The organism is Mesorhizobium sp. M7A.F.Ca.US.010.02.1.1 (assembly GCF_004023085.1).
Classification (GTDB): domain Bacteria; phylum Pseudomonadota; class Alphaproteobacteria; order Rhizobiales; family Rhizobiaceae; genus Mesorhizobium.
The window spans coordinates 1-16,128 of sequence record NZ_RZRV01000048.1 but is presented as its reverse complement, the minus strand read 5'-3'; the positions used below and the strand labels follow the sequence as shown (position 1 = coordinate 16,128).

The window sequence follows — 16,128 nt, the reverse complement described above, 5'->3', positions numbered from 1 at the left end:
GATGTCGCCTTGTGTCAGGCCGGCGCCTTGTCGCTGACGAAGACGTCCACTTCACGCGCTGCCGCGATGAAGGCGCGCCTGGCGTTCATCGCCGGCTTGTCGCCGGCCAGTGCGTCATGGCAGGCCTGCAGGGCCGCCCGATGCTTGGGGCTGCGCTTGCCGGGCCAGCTGTTGAGGAGGTAGTCGGAAGCCTCACGCGCCGTGCGCAAGAGCTGAGTGCTTCCCGCTGCGACTGACTTCACAGTCACAGGTGTTTCAAATCGGTTGTTTTCCATGGCCGCTCCTTACGCCATCGGCGTCTGCGAAGCGAGGCGAAAGTGCGCATACGTCCAGACGCCGCTTTGCGCCCCTTCATCCACCTTTAAGCAGCAACGACGGCAAAGCCTCTGGCGCGAAGACCGCGCCGATCGTTGGCGAGCGACGTCACCAGTCGGTCGCGGCTGCCGACGATATGGACCGAGAGCAGGCGCGCGGCTTCATCGGCATCGCCAAGGCGCGTGGCCGCCAGAATGGCGCGATGTTCAGCCCAGGCGCGGGCAAGGGCCGCTTCGTCGCGAACCTCCAGCCAGCGCGCCCGCGACAGGCGCGTCATGGCATCGCGCACCGCCCTAAACAGGAATTCATTGCCCGACAGACGCGCCAGTTCGATGTGAAAATCCATGCCGACGCGATGCCATTCCTCGCGCGGCGTGTCATTGTCGCAGGACTCGAGCATCGCCTCGATGACATCGACGGCGCTCCGGTCCGCCAGGCTGCATGTCAGGCGAAGCGCCGCAACCTCGACCGCCTCCCTGTAGACGGCGATCTGCTCGAGTTCAGCCAGATTGATCGGCGACACCGTCCAGCCACGTCCGTCCCTGCCGACCAGGCCCTCGGTCTCAAGCCGCAGCAGTGCTGCCCTGACCGGGGTTCGCGACGCGCCGAAGCGGCTCTCGATCCAGCGCTCGGTCAGCTTCTCGCCGGGACCGATCTCGAGGCCCAGGATCATTTGCCGAAGCTGTTTCTCGACGCTCTGCATCTGCGACATTGTCGTTTTCCATTTTTTGATCGTTGCTGGCGATCGTCTTGCCGGCCGCCTTTTCCGATCACGTTTGAGACGGTCGCATTGACAGCGGTCAAGCTTGCGTCCATCAGGGGCACCATCTTGGTATCCCAATTTGGTATCCGCAGCAACCATCGATAAAGAGTTGCTGGGACAGGACATATGACATGCAGCAGCAGAGCACGCCCCCGGCAACCGACAGCACCTACAACATTCACTGGCGGCGCAATCTGTTCGTGTGCTTTGCCGGCTCGTTCTCGACGCTTGTCGCCATGACGCTGCTTTTGCCGTTCCTGCCGCTCTATATCGAGCAGCTCGGCGCCGAGGGCCACGCGGCGATCGTGCAGTGGTCGGGGATCGCCTATGGCGCGACATTCTTCGCGGCGGCGCTGGTGGCGCCGCTCTGGGGACGTCTCGGCGACCGCTACGGCCGCAAGGTGATGCTGGTTCGCGCCAGCTTCGGCATGGCCATATGCATGTCGCTGACCGGCATGGTGCAGACGGTCTGGCAACTGGTGCTGCTGCGGCTGCTGATCGGTTTTGCCGGCGGCTATTCCTCGGGATCGACCATCCTCGTCGCCATGCAGACGCCGAAGGAGCGTTCCGGCTGGGCGTTGGGCCTGCTGTCGGCCGGTATCACGGGTGGGGCTCTGGTCGGTCCGCTGGTTGGCGGCGCCCTGCCGCCGCTGATCGGCATCCGCGCCACCTTTCTCCTCTCCGGCGGCGTCATCTTCCTGGCGTTCCTGGCGACCACGTTTCTAATCAAGGAGAATCCCCGGCCGAAAACAGCAGACGCCGCGTCGAAGCAGAAGCAGAAAGGCGGCTGGGCACAAATCCCCGACAAGCGGCCTGTCGTCGCCATGCTGGCGACCGGCATGCTGTTGAGCTTCGCCACCATGTCGATCGAGCCGATCATCACCGTCTATGTGCAGCAGTTGATTGCGGACCAAAGCCGCGTCACGATGATATCAGGCGTCGTCATGTCGGCGGCGGCCCTTGGCGCCATCCTGTCGGCCTCGCGCCTCGGCAAGCTCGCCGACCGCATCGGCCACTGGAACGTCATCATCGGCGCGCTTGCCGTCTCGGCGCTGCTGCTGATCCCGCAGGCCTTCGTCACGCAAAGCTGGCAACTCATCGGCCTGCGCTTCCTGATGGGCCTGGCGCTGGGCGGCCTCTTGCCGTGCATCACCAGCGTTATCCGTCACAATGTGCCTGACGGCGTCGGCGGCAATGTGCTCGGGCTGTCGATCTCCGCCCAATATGCAGGACAGGTCGCCGGCCCCTTGCTCGGCGGCTTTGCCGGCGGTCATTTCGGCATGCGCTCGGTGTTTCTGGGCACATCCGTCTTGATGGCCGGAGGCGCGGTGTATAACTGGCTGGCACAGTCACGCCGCGAGCAGGACATGCTTGCCAACCCCGGCAAGCCCTGACCGGGTCAGGCATATCCCTCTGATACCACGGAGCCACGGACATGAGCACGGCCGAGCAATTTTCCGGCACCAGCACCCGTATCCTCGTCCTGGCCGGAGGCCTCTGTGGCGCGGCCGGCGTGGCGCTGTCGGCCGCGGCGGCGCATCTGGGCGGCGCCTTCGTCGGCACCGCCGCATCGTTCCTGCTGATGCATGCGCCGGTCTTCCTTGTCGCCGGATTGCTTGGCGCGAACCGGACCCTGCGCATCGGCAGCCTGATCCTGCTGGTCGGGCTCCTGCTATTCTGCGGCGATCTGCTGGCCCGCGATTTCATCGGGTCGCGGCTGTTCCCGCTGTCGGCGCCGACCGGCGGCACCTTACTCATCGCCGGCTGGCTGACGATCGCCGCCTCGGCGCTGGTGCGCGTGCGCTCCTGACGCCTCGGCGCGCCCGCCGGCACCAAACGTCAAAGCGTGGCTGCTAGTCTTGCCGACGCTCGGGCTTGATGAGCAATTCGCGATTGCGTCGCCGCAGCTTGGCCAACCAGCGCTCTTGCGGCCTTTTGGAAGCCGGCGCGATGCCCCAATAGTTGCGGTAGATGTCTTCGAACAGATAGCTGACGGGGTGCATGATGTGCTTCCTTTAGATTCTTGAATCGATCCAATCGACAGGCGCGAAAACCGACCCCGCTCAGCTCCGCTTGCGCTCCACAAGGAACCGCAACTCGCGAACCCATGGGCTGGCTTTGCCGCGGCGCTTCTGCGTCGTGGTGTTCGACGAGATGCTCCAGTCGTTGCGGTAAATGTCTTCGAACAGAAAATTGACGGGATGCATGGCACAACTCCCCTGAATATGTTGAATCGATCCAATTCAGAGAACCATCGCTCACTTGGATCGATTCAAATATACGCCTTGGCGAGGCTGCGATCAAGTCAAAATTTGAACCGATCCAACGAAAGTGTTAGATGGGAGGGATTCAGGAGACGAAGATGGCGCCACTTATCTCTGCAAAGACAAGACCGGTCCGGCTGGCGGACATTGCCAAGGCGGCCGGCGTGTCGCACGGCACCGCGTCCAACGTGTTCGCCCGTCCGGAGATCGTGCGTGAGGAGGTCCGCGAGCGGGTCAAGGCGGCAGCCGAGGCCATGGGATATGGCGGCCCCGATCCCAAGGGCCGGCTGCTGCGCGCCGGCAAGGTCAATGCCATCGGTGTCGCGACCGCGGAACCCCTCTCCTATTTCTTCGACGACCCCTTTGCCCGGGTGATGATGGCCAGCATCTCGCAGGCTTGCGACGCGACCGGTGCGGGGATTTCGCTGGTCTCCGCAGCCAACAACGAACAGCTTGCCTGGAACATACAGAGTGCGCTGGTCGACGGTTTCATCGTCTTTTGCGTCGATGGCGGTTCAAGGCTGGTCGAACTGGCGCGTGAACGCAAACTCCCCTTTGTCGCGCTCGATCTCGATTCGGACGACGACGACGCCGTTGCAGCGATCGGCGTCGACAACATCGCCGGGGCTGGCCTGGCGGCCCGCCACCTGACCGAACTCGGACATCGCCGCTTTGCCGTGCTTGCCCTGCCCGTCGCGGACTCCGGCTTCGGCCCCACCACAAGGGAGCAGATGGAGAAGGCCCTCTATTCCGGGACGCGCGACCGCCTGCGTGGCTATTTCGCGGAACTCTCCCGCGTCGACATCGACGTCGAGCGTGTGCCGATCTACGAAACCGTCAATGACGAGGAAAGCGTGCGGGCCGGCCTCGATCATATTTTCGCCGGCGCCGAGACCCCGACCGCCATCCTGGCTATGTCAGACAGGATGGCCTTGCATGCATTGGACTGGCTGCGGCAGCGTGGCGTCACGGTACCCGGCGACGTTTCGATCGTCGGCTTCGACGGTGTTCCGGAAGGAGCGGTTTCCAGTCCGCCGCTGACCACGATCGTCCAGCCGATCGCCGAGATGGGCCGTCTTGCCGTCAAGGCGATCCTTGAAAATGATGGCTCGTTCAGCCGGCAATCGCTGCCGGTCCAACTCGTGGTGCGAGCTTCATCCGGCCCCTCGCCCGCCTAAGCTCAACGGCCCATTCTTGTCGCCATGGTCGGCATCGCGAAGGATGCAGCATGGACGGGCGGTGCGGCGTGAGCCGGCCTGCTTTTGGCGGACCAGCCAAGTCCCGAAAGCCATTCGAGATAGTAGGCAAGCGCGAACTGCATGACGATGCCGGCCGATATCAACAGGCTGTCATAGGCAAATCCGCCCGGATTGATCAGCTTCAGCACCTGCGCCGCCATCGCGAGCACCGTGCCGGCAATGAAAACCGGCAACGATCGTTTGCCCAATATGGCAAGCGGATGATCGCGCCCGGTGCGAAACAGGTTCGAGATGGCGGGGAATGCCACGATCAGGTAGCTCACCGCCAATATATGCAGCAGCCTCGGCAGCGACAGAAATGTCTTGTCGAAGCCGGTCAGCACCGGAGGCAGGCCCAACCAGGAGATATGCCCCCAAAGCGGGCTGTGCACCCAGACCAGCGCGGTTGCGGTGTAGGCCAAGGCAGCGCCAACCAGCCAGCGATTGACCGGGATGATGCCGCCGCGACGCACATGCAGCGTGCCTGCCAGGCCGATGTTGAAAAGGAACTGCCACGACAGCGGGTTGAGAAACCAGAAGCCGGGCTCGGGATAGTTGGGCGGAGCAATTTGATAGACCCCCGCGACCAGCCACAGGGCGCCGGAGGCGACCAGTGCCGAGACCGGCCGATAGCTGACAATGAGCAGGAACACCGGCGTCAGCAAGAGCAGCACCGCATAGACGGGCAGTATGTTGTTGTAGCCGAGTTGGTGGCCGAGCGTCACGATGCCGATCAGCACCTGCGGCGTATTCTTGATCAACGGCTCGATGTTGATCATCGTCAGAAGCTCCGGCCGCCTGACGAACACTGCCGCCGCGCAGAAGATGGCCATCACCACCATGGTGGTGACGATGTGGGCGGCATAGAGGACACCGGCGCGGCGCCACATCTTCAACGTTGCCAGCAGCCGGTTACCAGGTTGGAATTTCCTGCCATAGGCAAGTGCAACCGAGATGCCGGAGATCAGTACGAAGACTTCCGCCGCATCGGAAAAGCCGAAATTCTTGTAGGTCAGATACTCGAAGGCGGTACCTGGCACATGGTCGACATAGATGGTCAGCAAAGCGAGAGCACGGAGCACGTCTATGCGCGTGTCGCGCTCAGTGCGATCCGGGACACGCGCATCGCGGTCCGGGGAAATCTGGGTGGTCATCGACAAAAAGGCCTCAAAGCTGGTTGTTCATACCGCGCAATGCGACCCCCGGCGCACCGCTTCGATTCCTCCCGAAGGAATGTTATCGGCGGAGAAACGGACTGTAATGCGCCCGGTTCAATCAACTTTCGCGGAGCTTGAAAATATTGCGTTTTGAAGCCGGCAAATTGAGCGAAACCTCATATAATCAAGAGGATGCGCGATGATCGAAGAGACCTCACAAGATGGTGCGCTGCGGCGCGATCTCGCCTTCAGCTACCGGCTTTACAGTCCGGCGGATTCAACCGGCGAATGTCTCTTCCTGCTGCATGGATCGGGTGTCGACGAGACGACATTGGTGCCGCTGGCACGAGAGATCGCACCGCGGGCCAAGCTGATCGCGGTGCGTGGCCGCATTGTCCAGGAGGATGGTTTCCGCTGGTTCGGGCGCATCACGCCGACGCGCTTCGAACAGCACAGCATCCGCACCGAAACCGATGCCTTTGCGGGCTTCGTCGCCGACGCGGCCAGACGCCACCATCTCGATCTCTCACGCGCGACGTTCCTCGGCTATTCGAACGGCGCCAATCTGATTTCGAGCCTGATGCTGCTGCATCCGGCTCTTATAGAGCGCGCCGCACTGCTGCGGCCGATGCCGGTGCTCGATGATGTGCCGGCGACGGATTTGTCAAAGGTGCGCGTCCTGATGATCGCCGGCGCCGCGGATCTCACCTATTCGCCCTTCGCCCCTGCTCTGGTGACATTGCTCAGCCAGCATGGCGCCGAGATCGACGCCCGGATTGTCCCATCAGGTCATGAATTCGGCAGCGCTGACGCGGCAATCGTCAGGCAATGGCTGCCGGGATCGGCGGCGCAGGCAGGCTGACGGACTCACCAGCATGACCAGTCTGCCTACCCTCGTCCCATCCTGTTCCAGGCATCCAGTCCGGCGATCTTGTAGGCTTCGGCGAGCGTCGGATAGTTGAAGGTGTTGTTGACGAAGAAGTCGACGGTGCCGCCGAGATTGATCACCGCCTGGCCGATGTGGATGAGCTCGGTGGCGCCCTCGCCGATGATGTGCGCGCCGAGCAGACGGCGCGTTTCGATCGAAAAGAGCAGCTTCAGGAAACCGGTGTTGACGCCCATGATGTGGCCGCGCGAGGTTTCGCGAAAGCGCGCTACGCCGACCTCATAGGCCGCACCGCTTTCACGCACCTGTTCCTCGGACTGGCCAACCGTCGAGATTTCCGGCACCGCATAGATGCCATAGGGGAATGTTTCCGGTGGCGGCGGCAAAGGCACGCCGAAGGCATGGCAGGCGGCCACCCTGCCCTGCTCCATCGACGTCGAGGCCAGGCTCGGAAAGCCGATGACGTCGCCGGCGGCGTAGATGTTCGGCACTCTGGTCTGGAACGTATGCGGATCGACCTTGATACGGCCCCTGGAATCGGCGTCGATACCGACCACATCGAGGCCCAGGCTGCCGACATTGCCGGTGCGACCGGCGGCGTAGAGCACGACCTCGGAACGGATAGTGCGGCCATCGGCCAGTTCCACCTCGGCGGCATCAGGCTTGGAGCGGATTTCCTTCACCGCGCTGCCCAGCCGGATGGTCATGCCACGATCGCGCATCTGGTGGATGAAATCGTCGACGATCTCGCGGTCGACGAAATCGAGGATGGAGTTGCGCGGCTCGACCAAGGTTACCGGCACGTCAAGCGCGGAAAAGATCGTGGCATATTCGACCCCGATGACGCCGGCGCCGATCACGGTCAGCGTGCGCGGCAAGCGATCAAGCTCCAGCATCTCGTCACTGTCGAAGACGCGGGTCTTGTCGAAAGGCACGTCGCGCGGCCGGTGCGGCCTGGTGCCGACCGCGATCAGCGCATTGGCAAAACCGACCTCGCTGTAATCGCCGGTGTCGGTGGTCAGGCTGACCTTGTTGGGGCCAAGGAATTTGACCGCAGCCCGGGCGCTCTTGACCGTGTTGCGCATGAACTGGTGCTGCAGCACCTCGACCTCATGGTCGAGCGTCTTGTGCAGGCGCTCGACCAGATCGCCGACCGAGATATCCTGCTTGACCCGGTAGCCGCGCCCGTAGAAGCCGCGCTCACGCCAACCCGAAAGGTTGAGCACCGTTTCGCGCAGCGTTTTCGACGGGATGGTGCCGGTATGCACCGAGACACCGCCCAGACGCCGGCCGCGATCGACCACCAGCACCGACTTGCCGAGCTTGGCCGACTGCACCGCGGCCCGGCGACCGGAAGGGCCGCTGCCGATGACCAGCATGTCGTAGTCCATATTGCCCCGTCCCCTGCCATGTGCGCTTTTGTTGCGCCGCAGCAAGCTAATGCTATCCGCGCCGCAAATTCAACCGGTTCAGATTGCGCCTGGCGCCTTGAAGGCCGGCGCACCGCAAGAAGCTCGATCTTGATTCCGCCACAGGCCTTCACCATTTCATGGCTGAGCGGTCCGCACCCTATGTCGGACCTTGTTACGAGGAAATGACATGGACGCGCGCGTTCTCGACGGCGAAATCATCACCAGCAGGCTCGACGATGTCAGGGCCTATGACGGTGTGCGCACGAAGCGCATTCTGGCTTTCGTAATCGACTATGTCATCGTCGCGCTGCTTACCATTCCGTTTGCCATTCTGGTGTTCTTCCTCGGGCTTTTGACCCTCGGGCTTGGCTGGATGCTGTTCGGCATCCTGGTACCGGCCGTCGCCATCCTCTACATCTGGAACACGCTGGGCAACACCGACCAGGCCACCACGGGCATGAAGATGATGGGCATCCGCCTTGACCGGCTCGACGGCAGGCCGATCGACGGCCTCACCGCGGTCGTCCATTCGGTGCTGTTCTGGGCCGGCAATGTCATCCTGTCGCCGCTCGTCCTGCTGGTGACGCTGTTTTCCGACCGCAAGCGCACCTTGCACGATCTTTTGCTTGCCACGGTCGTCAGCCGCACCGACCGCTGAAACGGCCTTCTGAAGAGCAGTCGCAACCGATTGAGCACAAATGTGAAGGCGTAGAGTCGACCACGCCCACACAATCCTGTTGAATTTTTCGCCGTCCGCGCCAAAGGTAGAGCGATTCGAAGGAGTGTTTCCAAGGCTCGATGACGCAGCATCCGACCCAGTCGCCGCAGTTCTTCCTGACCGCGCCATCGCCGTGCCCCTATCTCGACGGCCAGTTCGAGCGCAAGGTGTTCACGCACCTGGTTGGCGACAAGGCGGCGGAGATGAACGACCTCTTGACGCAAGGCGGCTTCCGGCGCTCGCAGAATATCGCTTACAGGCCGGCCTGCGAGACCTGCCGCGCCTGTGTTTCGGTACGCATCCTCGCCCAGGAATTCGTCGCCAGCCGCAACATGAAGCGCGTGCTGCAGCACAATTCCGACCTCGTCGGCCACATGCACAATGCCGAGCCTTCGACCGAACAATATTCCCTGTTCCGCAGCTATCTCGACGCCCGCCACCGCCGTGGCGGCATGTCCGACATGACGGTGCTCGACTATGCGATGATGGTCGAGGATACCCATGTCGACACCAAGGTGATCGAGTATCGGCGGCGTGGACCAGACACGTTCATCACCGGCAGGGGACAGGGCGAGCTTATCGCGGTGGCGCTCACCGACAAGATGGCCGACGGCCTGTCGATGGTCTATTCGTACTTCAATCCCGATTTCGAGGAACGGTCGCTCGGCACGTTCATGATCCTCGACCATATCGCCCGCGCCAGGGCGATGGGCCTGCCCCATGTCTACCTCGGCTACTGGGTCAACGGCTCACGCAAGATGAATTATAAGATGCGCTTCATGCCGCAGGAGCATCTCGGCCCGAAAGGCTGGGAGCGCTACACCAACGAAGCGGTTGCGCGCTGATTAGTCTTTCCCAAGTCCGGGCTTAAACATTTTCAATCGAGACGATGCTGGTCTTTCCGCTGGTTGGCGGAGAGCGTGAGATTGCGCCGGTCCGCCATCCTCTCCCGAATTCATTGTGAAAGTCGCTGCATGTCGTCTCACGATACTCACACCAAAGGACTTCTGCTCACCGCATTTGGCGGGCTGACGCTGACCGTGGATATCCCGCTGATCCGGCTCGCCCATGGCGAGGCGTGGACAATCTTGCTGCTGCGCACCGGCTGCACCTTGGCCGCGGCACTGATCATGTGGACCATCTGGCGCTCGTTCAGCAAGAATGCGCCGCAGCTGATACCTGGCTGGTCGGGCCTGATCGTTGCCGCGATCTACGGGCTCGGCGCGATTGCGTTCATCACAGGCGTCTACAACACCTCGACCGCCAACCTGGTGTTCATCCTGGCCTTCACAACCATGTTCGCCGCGCTGCTTTCATGGGTGTTCCTGAAGGAGCGGCCGCGGCCGCTGACCCTTGCGGCATTGGCCATGATGATTGTCGGCGTCGTCATCATCGTCGGCGATTCCGTCGGCACCGGACATCTGTTCGGCGACCTGATGGCATTGTGTTCGGCCTTCCTGATCGCCTGCGCCATCACCATCTCGCGCGCCAGCGGCAAGGACATGGGCTTTACCTCACTGATCGGCGTCGTCCTGCCTTTAGGGCTGGCGGCGTTCATGGTCTCCAAGACCGGCTTTCAGGTGGAGGCGCCATGGTGGATCATCCTCAACGGCGCCGTCATCATGCCGATAGCGTTCTTCTGCCTTGCCACCGGGCCGAAATACATTTCGGGCCCTGAAGTGGCGATGTTCTACCTGCTTGAAACCGTGCTGGCGCCAGTCTGGGTGTGGATGATCTTTGCCGAAACACCGACGCGCAACAGCCTGATCGGCGGCGGGATCCTGATCGTCACACTGGTCGCGCATTCGCTGTGGCAACTTCACGAGGGACGCAAGCGGCGTGGCGACCTTGCGGTGCAACATCCGGTCTGAGGTGTGTTGAAATCAGGCGCTGGCCTTCTTCGCCACGTCAGGTTCCGGCAGGGCCTCGATTTGCGGACCGGCTTCGATTTCGGCTGGCGAGCCGGGGATGATGTCGTCGGCCAGTTCGACCTCGCGCAGCCATTCGCGCCAGATCGCGACCAGCAGCGCCATCAGCACCGGGCCGATGAACAGGCCGAGAAACCCCATGGTCTTGACGCCGCCGATCAGGCCGAAAAAAGTCGGCAGGAAGGGCAGTTTTATCGGCCCGCCGACGAGCTTCGGGCGCAATGTCTTGTCGACGATGAACAGCTCGACCGCGCCCCAGATGAACAGCGCCAGCCCGGCCATCGGCGACCCGCTGGCGGCGAGGTAGATCGAGACCAGCGTGAAGGACAGCGGTGCACCGCCGGGGATCAGCGCCATGACGCCGGTCAGGGCGCCGAGTGTTACCGGTGACGGCACGCCGGCCAGCCAGTAGGCAATGCCCAGCACCAGGCCTTCGCCGATGGCGATGACCGTCATGCCGGTCACCGTCGACGAGATCGTTGCCGGCACGACGCGCGAGATCCGCTCCCATCTGGTCGGCAGGATGCGCTCGCCGAGACGGTCGACCTGGCCGGCAAAATGCTCGCCGTCGCGATAGGCGAAGAACAGCGCGATCATCATGAACAAAAGCGTCAACAGCAGGCCGAAAGCGCTGCCGCCGGCCGCCAGCACACCGCGATAGATGCTGCCGATATTGGCGCCGCTGACCAGCTGGATCAGTTCACCAATGCCGCCCGGATGGCCGAAATTGGTCGTCCACTGCTGGTTCAGCCACTCGCCCACGACAGGCAGCGTGGCGATCCAGTGCGGTGTCACCGCGCCATGACGGTTGGTCTCGATCGCCCAGGCGACCCATTCGCGGACCTCGTTGATCGCATAGGTGCCGGCGAGCGCGATCGGGATCACCAGGAAGGCGAGGATGAAGAGGATGGCTAAGGTCGCGGCGATGGTGCGGTTGCCACTGACCGCGACAAGCAGGCGGCGGTAGAGCGGCCAGCTGGCGAAAGCGATGACGAGCGCCGCCAGCACCGGAAACAGGAAGCCGTGGAAGAAATAAACGCCGGCGGCGACGATCAGCACCAGCAGCCAGCGCGCCGCCGACAGCGGCGGGATGACGGCGGACCTGAGCGGCGTCGACAGGCCGAACAGGCGTTGCTGCCGTTCCGGTTTCTGGACTTTTGCTTCCTTCAAACGCCTGGCTCTCCCAAACACCCCTCCTGTCTATGCACTGATATAGTGCAGCAATCGTGACGATAGTCCAAATGGTGATGGAGTTGCGCGCGCCATTGGCGTCGCCGCGGGCCAGCACCCCCCTCTGTCCTGCCGGACATCTCCCCCGCAAGGAGGGAGATTGGCTGTCATGTCGGCTTTCGCAAATCGCCAACATTGGAAAGCGGGCAGAAAGGGCGAAGCTTCCGATCTCCCCCTTGCGGGGGAGATGTCCGGCAGGACAGAGGGGGGTGTGAAGGATTGCTAGCGCCTGAGATTTTCAAACCTGAAAACTGCCGCTACCCAAATTTCCCCGTCCTCGGGAATCCCTTCGGCACCATGCGTCCGGCTGAGGCGCGGGCGCCGATCCACTCAGTCAGTTCCTCACGCGACCGGATGAAAGTGCGGTCGGCCGAATCCTGCCAGGATAGGCCGGTCTCCAGCGTGAACGGCTTGAGGTCGAGAAGGCCGCCATCCTTGTATTTCTGCAGCCGCACGCCCTTGCCGCGGCCCATTTCCGGAATCTCGGAGAGCGCGAACACCAGCATCTTGCGGTTCTCGCCGACGATGGCGAGATGGTCACCGGTGACCGGGATGCAGCGCTTGGCTTCGTCCGGCGCCTTGACGTTCATCACCTGCTTGCCCTTGCGGGTGTTGGCGACGACTTCCTCCTCCGGCACGATGAAACCGTTGGCGTCGTGCGAGGCCAGCAGCAGCTTGCGCTTTGGGTCGTGAACGAAGGCGGTGACGATGTCCTGGTCATTGTCCATGTCGACGATGATGCGGATCGGCTCGCCATGGCCTCGCCCGCCAGGCAGCCGGTCGGCGCCGATGGTGTAGAATTTGCCGCCGGTGGTGAAGACCAGCACCTTGTCGGTGGTCTGGGCATGGAAGGCGAGCTTGAGGCTGTCGCCCTCCTTGAAGGTCAGCGTCGAGAGATCGGCCAGATGCCCCTTCATCGCCCGCAGCCAGCCCTTTTCCGAGACGACGACGGTGACCGGCTCGCGCTCGATCATGGCATGTGCGATGTCGGTCAGATCATGCTCGGGCGCGTCGGCGAACTGGGTGCGGCGCTTGCCGAGTTCGGTCTCCGGACCGAACTTGTCGCGGATGTTGGTGACTTCCCATTTGATCGTCGCCCACTGCTTCTCGTTCGAAGCAAGCAGTGCCTCGATCTGCTTCTTCTCGGCGCTCAGTCCGTCGAATTCCTTGCGGATCTCGAATTCTTCCAGCTTGCGCAAAGCGCGCAGCCGCATGTTGAGGATGGCTTCGGCCTGGGTGTCGGTGAGCGACCAACGGGCCATCATGACCTGCTTTGGCTCATCCTCCTCGCGGATGATCCTGATCACCTCGTCGATGTTGAGGTAGGCGATCAGGTAACCGGCAAGGATTTCCAGGCGCCGTTCGATCTCACCGAGGCGGTGTTTCGAGCGGCGGACCAAAACGTCGCGGCGATGCTCGAGCCATTCCTGCAGCACGCCCTTCAGCGACAGCACATTGGGCACCTTACCGCGCGACAGCACATTCATGTTGAGCGGGAAGCGGCTTTCGAGTTCGGTGAGCTTGAACAGCGATTCCATCAGGATGCCGGGGTCGACCGAACGGCTCTTCGGCACCAGCACGACGCGGATGTCCTCGGCGCTTTCGTCCCTGATGTCCTCGAGCAGCGGCAGCTTGCGCGCCATCAGCAGCTCGGCGATCTTCTCGATCAGCCGCGCCTTCTGCACGCCATAGGGAATTTCGGTGACGACGATGCTCCAGGTACCCCTGCCCTGGTCCTCCTGGAACCACTTCGAGCGCACGCGAAAGCCACCGCGGCCGGTTTCGTAGGCTTCGAGGATCGAGGCGCGGCTGTCGACGATGATACCGCCGGTCGGGAAATCCGGCCCCTGGACAAAGTCCATCAGCTTCGCCACCGGCGCGTCCCGGTTTTCGATCAGGTGAAGTGCGGCATCGCAAAGCTCCGCGGCGTTGTGGGGCGGGATCGATGTCGCCATGCCCACCGCGATGCCGGACGAGCCGTTGGCCAGCAGATTCGGAAAGGCGCCGGGCAAAACCACCGGCTCCTCGTCTTCTTCATTGTAGGTCGGCCGATAATCGACGGCATCCTCGGTGATGCCGGACAACAGTTCGGTCGCCACATCGGTCATGCGCGCTTCGGTGTAGCGCATGGCGGCGGCGTTATCACCGTCGATGTTGCCGAAATTGCCCTGCCCGTCGACCAGGGGATAGCGCATCGAAAAATCCTGCGCCAACCGCACCAGCGCGTCATAGATCGACTGGTCGCCATGCGGGTGGAACTTGCCCATCACCTCGCCGACGATGCGGGCGCATTTGGCAAAGCCCTGGTCGGGGTTGAGCCGCAGCAGGCGCATGGCGTGCATGATGCGGCGATGGACCGGCTTCAGTCCGTCGCGCACGTCGGGCAGCGCCCGGTGCATGATGGTCGACAGCGCATAGGCGAGATAGCGCTCTTCCAGCGCCTTCTTCAGATCGACCGGCTCGATATGATCGCCACCGCCATTTTCAGGCGGCAAAAGCCTTTTTCCCATGGGCTCGGACTAGCCGAGCGGGTGATTCGCGGCAAGAGCCCGACAGAGATACCGGCCCTTCTGCAACATGAAACCGCACCGCGGGGGATGTCGGCCAACATCAGGCTGTTACATGCGGGTTCTATGGCCAAGCGTGACGATATCCGGCTATCGGCTCTTCATGACAAATTCACCGGTTTGCGCAAAGACGGCGGGATCAGGTTTGCCTTTCACCGCGATTTTTGACCATTGTGCCGGGACACGCCTTTTTCCGGTCCAGTTCGTCACGGAATGGTGATGGCGCAAATAATTGAAAAACAATTTCAGGACACTCTCAGGGACCTTGCGATGACAATCAAACGCTCAACTCTTAGGAAATTAGCCCTTTCGACCTTCTTGCTCACGCTGCCGCTGAATGCGGCCCTCGCACAGGATACGGCAGTGGCCGACCGGCTGAAGGCCGCGCTTGTCGCACAAGGTGTCGACATCACCTGGACCGGCGTGACCGGCGACAACACCAGCATGGTGCTGCAGGGCGTTGCCATCAAACCGGCGGCGGAGAAGGAAGCGCTTCCCATCGGCGACGTCAAACTCGAAGGTGTGACCGAGGCAAATGGCGGCTATGACATCGCCACCGTATCGACGGCTGCCTTCACACACAGCAAGGACGGCGTCACCCTCGACCTCAGCCCCTTCGTCATCCATGACATGACAGTTCCGGCCGACGGCGCCACCGGCCCGCTCGGCTCGCTGATGATGTACAAGTCCGCCGAACTCTCGAACATGACCGTCAAGGTCGCCGACAAGACCGCCTTCTCGATGGACGGGCTTGCCATCGAAATCACGCCGCCGGCGGACGGCAAGGCAATGGAATTCACCGCCACCACGGAGAAATTCAACGCCGACCTGACGCTGGTGGACGATCCCAAGTCCAAGGAAGTCATCAACGCGCTCGGCTACCAGAACATCGCGGGCAATCTCGAAATGGCCGGCACCTGGCAGCCCACGGACGGCAAGATGGAACTGTCGAAATACGACATCTCGGTCGAGAATGCCGGCACGCTCGGCATGACCTTCAATCTCGGCGGCTACACGCTGGATTTTATCAAGTCGCTGCAGGAAATGCAGAAGAAGATGGCGGCACAGCCTGAAGGCGCCGACAATTCGGCGCAAGGCATGGCCATGCTCGGCCTGTTGCAGCAGCTTTCGTTCAACAGCGCCTCGATCCGCTTCGACGACGATTCGCTGACCAACAAGGTTCTGGACTATGTCGGCAAGCAGCAAGGCATGTCCGGCAAGGACATCGCCAACCAGGCCAAGGCGATCGTGCCGTTCGGCATGGCGCAGCTCAACAATCCGGAACTGACGGCGCAGGTTACGGCCGCGGTCAGCAAATTCCTCGACGATCCGAAGAGCCTCGAAATCTCGGCCGAGCCGCCGGCATCCGTGCCGTTCGCACTGATCATGGCGGGCGCCATGTCCAACCCGCTCGACCTGCCGAAGACGCTCGGCGTCACCGTCAAGGCCAACGAAGACTGATCGAAGCGATCTCAGTATGCGAAAAGCCCGGCAGCGATGAACTGACCCCTTAAAGTTGGACGGTTTAAGGTGGCGGCAGATTTAAGGGCTGGGTTCTGTATTGCACAGGGCTCAGCCCTTTCAGTTTCAGTTTGATGCGATCATGATTGTAGTAGTGGATGTAATCCTCGATGCTGGCCTTGAGGCTCT

At 62.3% G+C, this 16,128-nt stretch carries 18 protein-coding genes; 9 read left to right on the top strand and 9 right to left on the bottom strand.

From position 1 onward, the window contains the following. Positions 1-14: 14 nt before the first annotated feature. Together EOA19_RS30470 and EOA19_RS30465 are read right to left on the bottom strand one after the other, a co-directional pair. A complete protein-coding gene (locus tag EOA19_RS30470) occupies positions 15-248 on the bottom strand; it encodes a DUF982 domain-containing protein (protein WP_244506945.1) in 234 nt (77 codons plus the stop codon). 113 nt (positions 249-361) lie between these two features. Further along, on the bottom strand, positions 362-1,027 hold the full coding sequence (locus tag EOA19_RS30465; RefSeq protein WP_128305704.1) for a GntR family transcriptional regulator: 666 nt from the start codon (positions 1,025-1,027) through the stop codon (positions 362-364). 182 nt (positions 1,028-1,209) lie between these two features. Here EOA19_RS30465 and EOA19_RS30460 point away from each other — a divergent pair, with 182 nt between their 5' ends. Beyond that, entirely contained in the window at positions 1,210-2,472 is a 1,263-nt protein-coding gene (locus EOA19_RS30460; RefSeq protein ID WP_128305703.1) for a multidrug efflux MFS transporter, read from the top strand. Positions 2,473-2,513: 41 nt separating this feature from the next. Beyond that, positions 2,514-2,888, top strand: coding sequence for a DUF423 domain-containing protein (locus EOA19_RS30455; RefSeq protein WP_127288858.1), 375 nt, complete (start codon positions 2,514-2,516; stop codon positions 2,886-2,888). 43 nt (positions 2,889-2,931) lie between these two features. Here EOA19_RS30455 and EOA19_RS30450 read toward each other — a convergent pair whose 3' ends face one another. Both EOA19_RS30450 and EOA19_RS30445 read right to left on the bottom strand, forming a co-directional pair. Beyond that, complete coding sequence (locus EOA19_RS30450) at positions 2,932-3,081, bottom strand: hypothetical protein (RefSeq protein WP_127288860.1); 150 nt, start codon at positions 3,079-3,081, stop codon at positions 2,932-2,934. A gap of 60 nt (positions 3,082-3,141) precedes the next feature. After that, on the bottom strand, positions 3,142-3,285 hold the full coding sequence (locus EOA19_RS30445; protein WP_126068772.1) for a hypothetical protein: 144 nt from the start codon (positions 3,283-3,285) through the stop codon (positions 3,142-3,144). 155 nt (positions 3,286-3,440) lie between these two features. Between EOA19_RS30445 and EOA19_RS30440 the strand changes: the two genes are divergently transcribed. Beyond that, positions 3,441-4,520 carry a substrate-binding domain-containing protein gene (locus EOA19_RS30440; protein ID WP_128305702.1) on the top strand — a complete coding sequence of 360 codons (1,080 nt, stop codon included), beginning with the start codon at positions 3,441-3,443 and terminating at the stop codon, positions 4,518-4,520. 2 nt (positions 4,521-4,522) lie between these two features. Here EOA19_RS30440 and opgC read toward each other — a convergent pair whose 3' ends face one another. Further along, complete coding sequence (gene opgC, locus EOA19_RS30435) at positions 4,523-5,734, bottom strand: OpgC domain-containing protein (protein WP_128305701.1); 1,212 nt, start codon at positions 5,732-5,734, stop codon at positions 4,523-4,525. Between the two features lie 202 nt (positions 5,735-5,936). Here opgC and EOA19_RS30430 point away from each other — a divergent pair, with 202 nt between their 5' ends. Beyond that, complete coding sequence (locus tag EOA19_RS30430) at positions 5,937-6,599, top strand: alpha/beta hydrolase (protein ID WP_128305700.1); 663 nt, start codon at positions 5,937-5,939, stop codon at positions 6,597-6,599. Positions 6,600-6,625: 26 nt separating this feature from the next. Here EOA19_RS30430 and sthA read toward each other — a convergent pair whose 3' ends face one another. Further along, complete coding sequence (gene sthA, locus EOA19_RS30425; protein ID WP_023810207.1) at positions 6,626-8,014, bottom strand: Si-specific NAD(P)(+) transhydrogenase; 1,389 nt, start codon at positions 8,012-8,014, stop codon at positions 6,626-6,628. A 208-nt stretch (positions 8,015-8,222) separates the two neighbouring features. Here sthA and EOA19_RS30420 point away from each other — a divergent pair, with 208 nt between their 5' ends. From EOA19_RS30420 to EOA19_RS30405, 3 genes are all read left to right on the top strand, one after another. Continuing rightward, positions 8,223-8,693, top strand: a complete 471-nt coding sequence (locus tag EOA19_RS30420) for an RDD family protein (protein WP_128305699.1) — start codon at positions 8,223-8,225, stop codon at positions 8,691-8,693. 140 nt (positions 8,694-8,833) lie between these two features. After that, positions 8,834-9,598, top strand: a complete 765-nt coding sequence (locus tag EOA19_RS30410) for an arginyltransferase (RefSeq protein ID WP_128305698.1) — start codon at positions 8,834-8,836, stop codon at positions 9,596-9,598. A 129-nt stretch (positions 9,599-9,727) separates the two neighbouring features. Continuing rightward, the gene (locus EOA19_RS30405; RefSeq protein ID WP_023810204.1) at positions 9,728-10,624 is read left to right on the top strand and encodes a DMT family transporter; all 897 of its coding nucleotides are present in this window, start codon (positions 9,728-9,730) and stop codon (positions 10,622-10,624) included. Between the two features lie 12 nt (positions 10,625-10,636). Here the strand turns inward: EOA19_RS30405 and EOA19_RS30400 are convergent, their stop codons facing one another. After that, the gene (locus EOA19_RS30400; protein WP_128305697.1) at positions 10,637-11,851 is read right to left on the bottom strand and encodes an AI-2E family transporter; all 1,215 of its coding nucleotides are present in this window, start codon (positions 11,849-11,851) and stop codon (positions 10,637-10,639) included. A 317-nt stretch (positions 11,852-12,168) separates the two neighbouring features. Further along, positions 12,169-14,421, bottom strand: a complete 2,253-nt coding sequence (gene parC / locus EOA19_RS30390; RefSeq protein WP_023810202.1) for a DNA topoisomerase IV subunit A — start codon at positions 14,419-14,421, stop codon at positions 12,169-12,171. Here parC and EOA19_RS35475 point away from each other — a divergent pair. Together EOA19_RS35475 and EOA19_RS30385 are read left to right on the top strand one after the other, a co-directional pair. Beyond that, positions 14,377-14,646 (top strand): hypothetical protein, encoded by a 270-nt coding sequence (locus tag EOA19_RS35475; RefSeq protein ID WP_164893083.1) that lies wholly within the window; start codon positions 14,377-14,379, stop codon positions 14,644-14,646. The genes parC and EOA19_RS35475 overlap by 45 nt on opposite strands. A gap of 102 nt (positions 14,647-14,748) precedes the next feature. Then, on the top strand, positions 14,749-15,939 hold the full coding sequence (locus EOA19_RS30385; protein WP_127267503.1) for a hypothetical protein: 1,191 nt from the start codon (positions 14,749-14,751) through the stop codon (positions 15,937-15,939). A 64-nt stretch (positions 15,940-16,003) separates the two neighbouring features. Here the strand turns inward: EOA19_RS30385 and EOA19_RS30380 are convergent. Continuing rightward, a partial coding sequence (locus tag EOA19_RS30380) for an IS3 family transposase (protein WP_164892907.1) occupies positions 16,004-16,128 on the bottom strand: 125 nt, incomplete at its 5' end.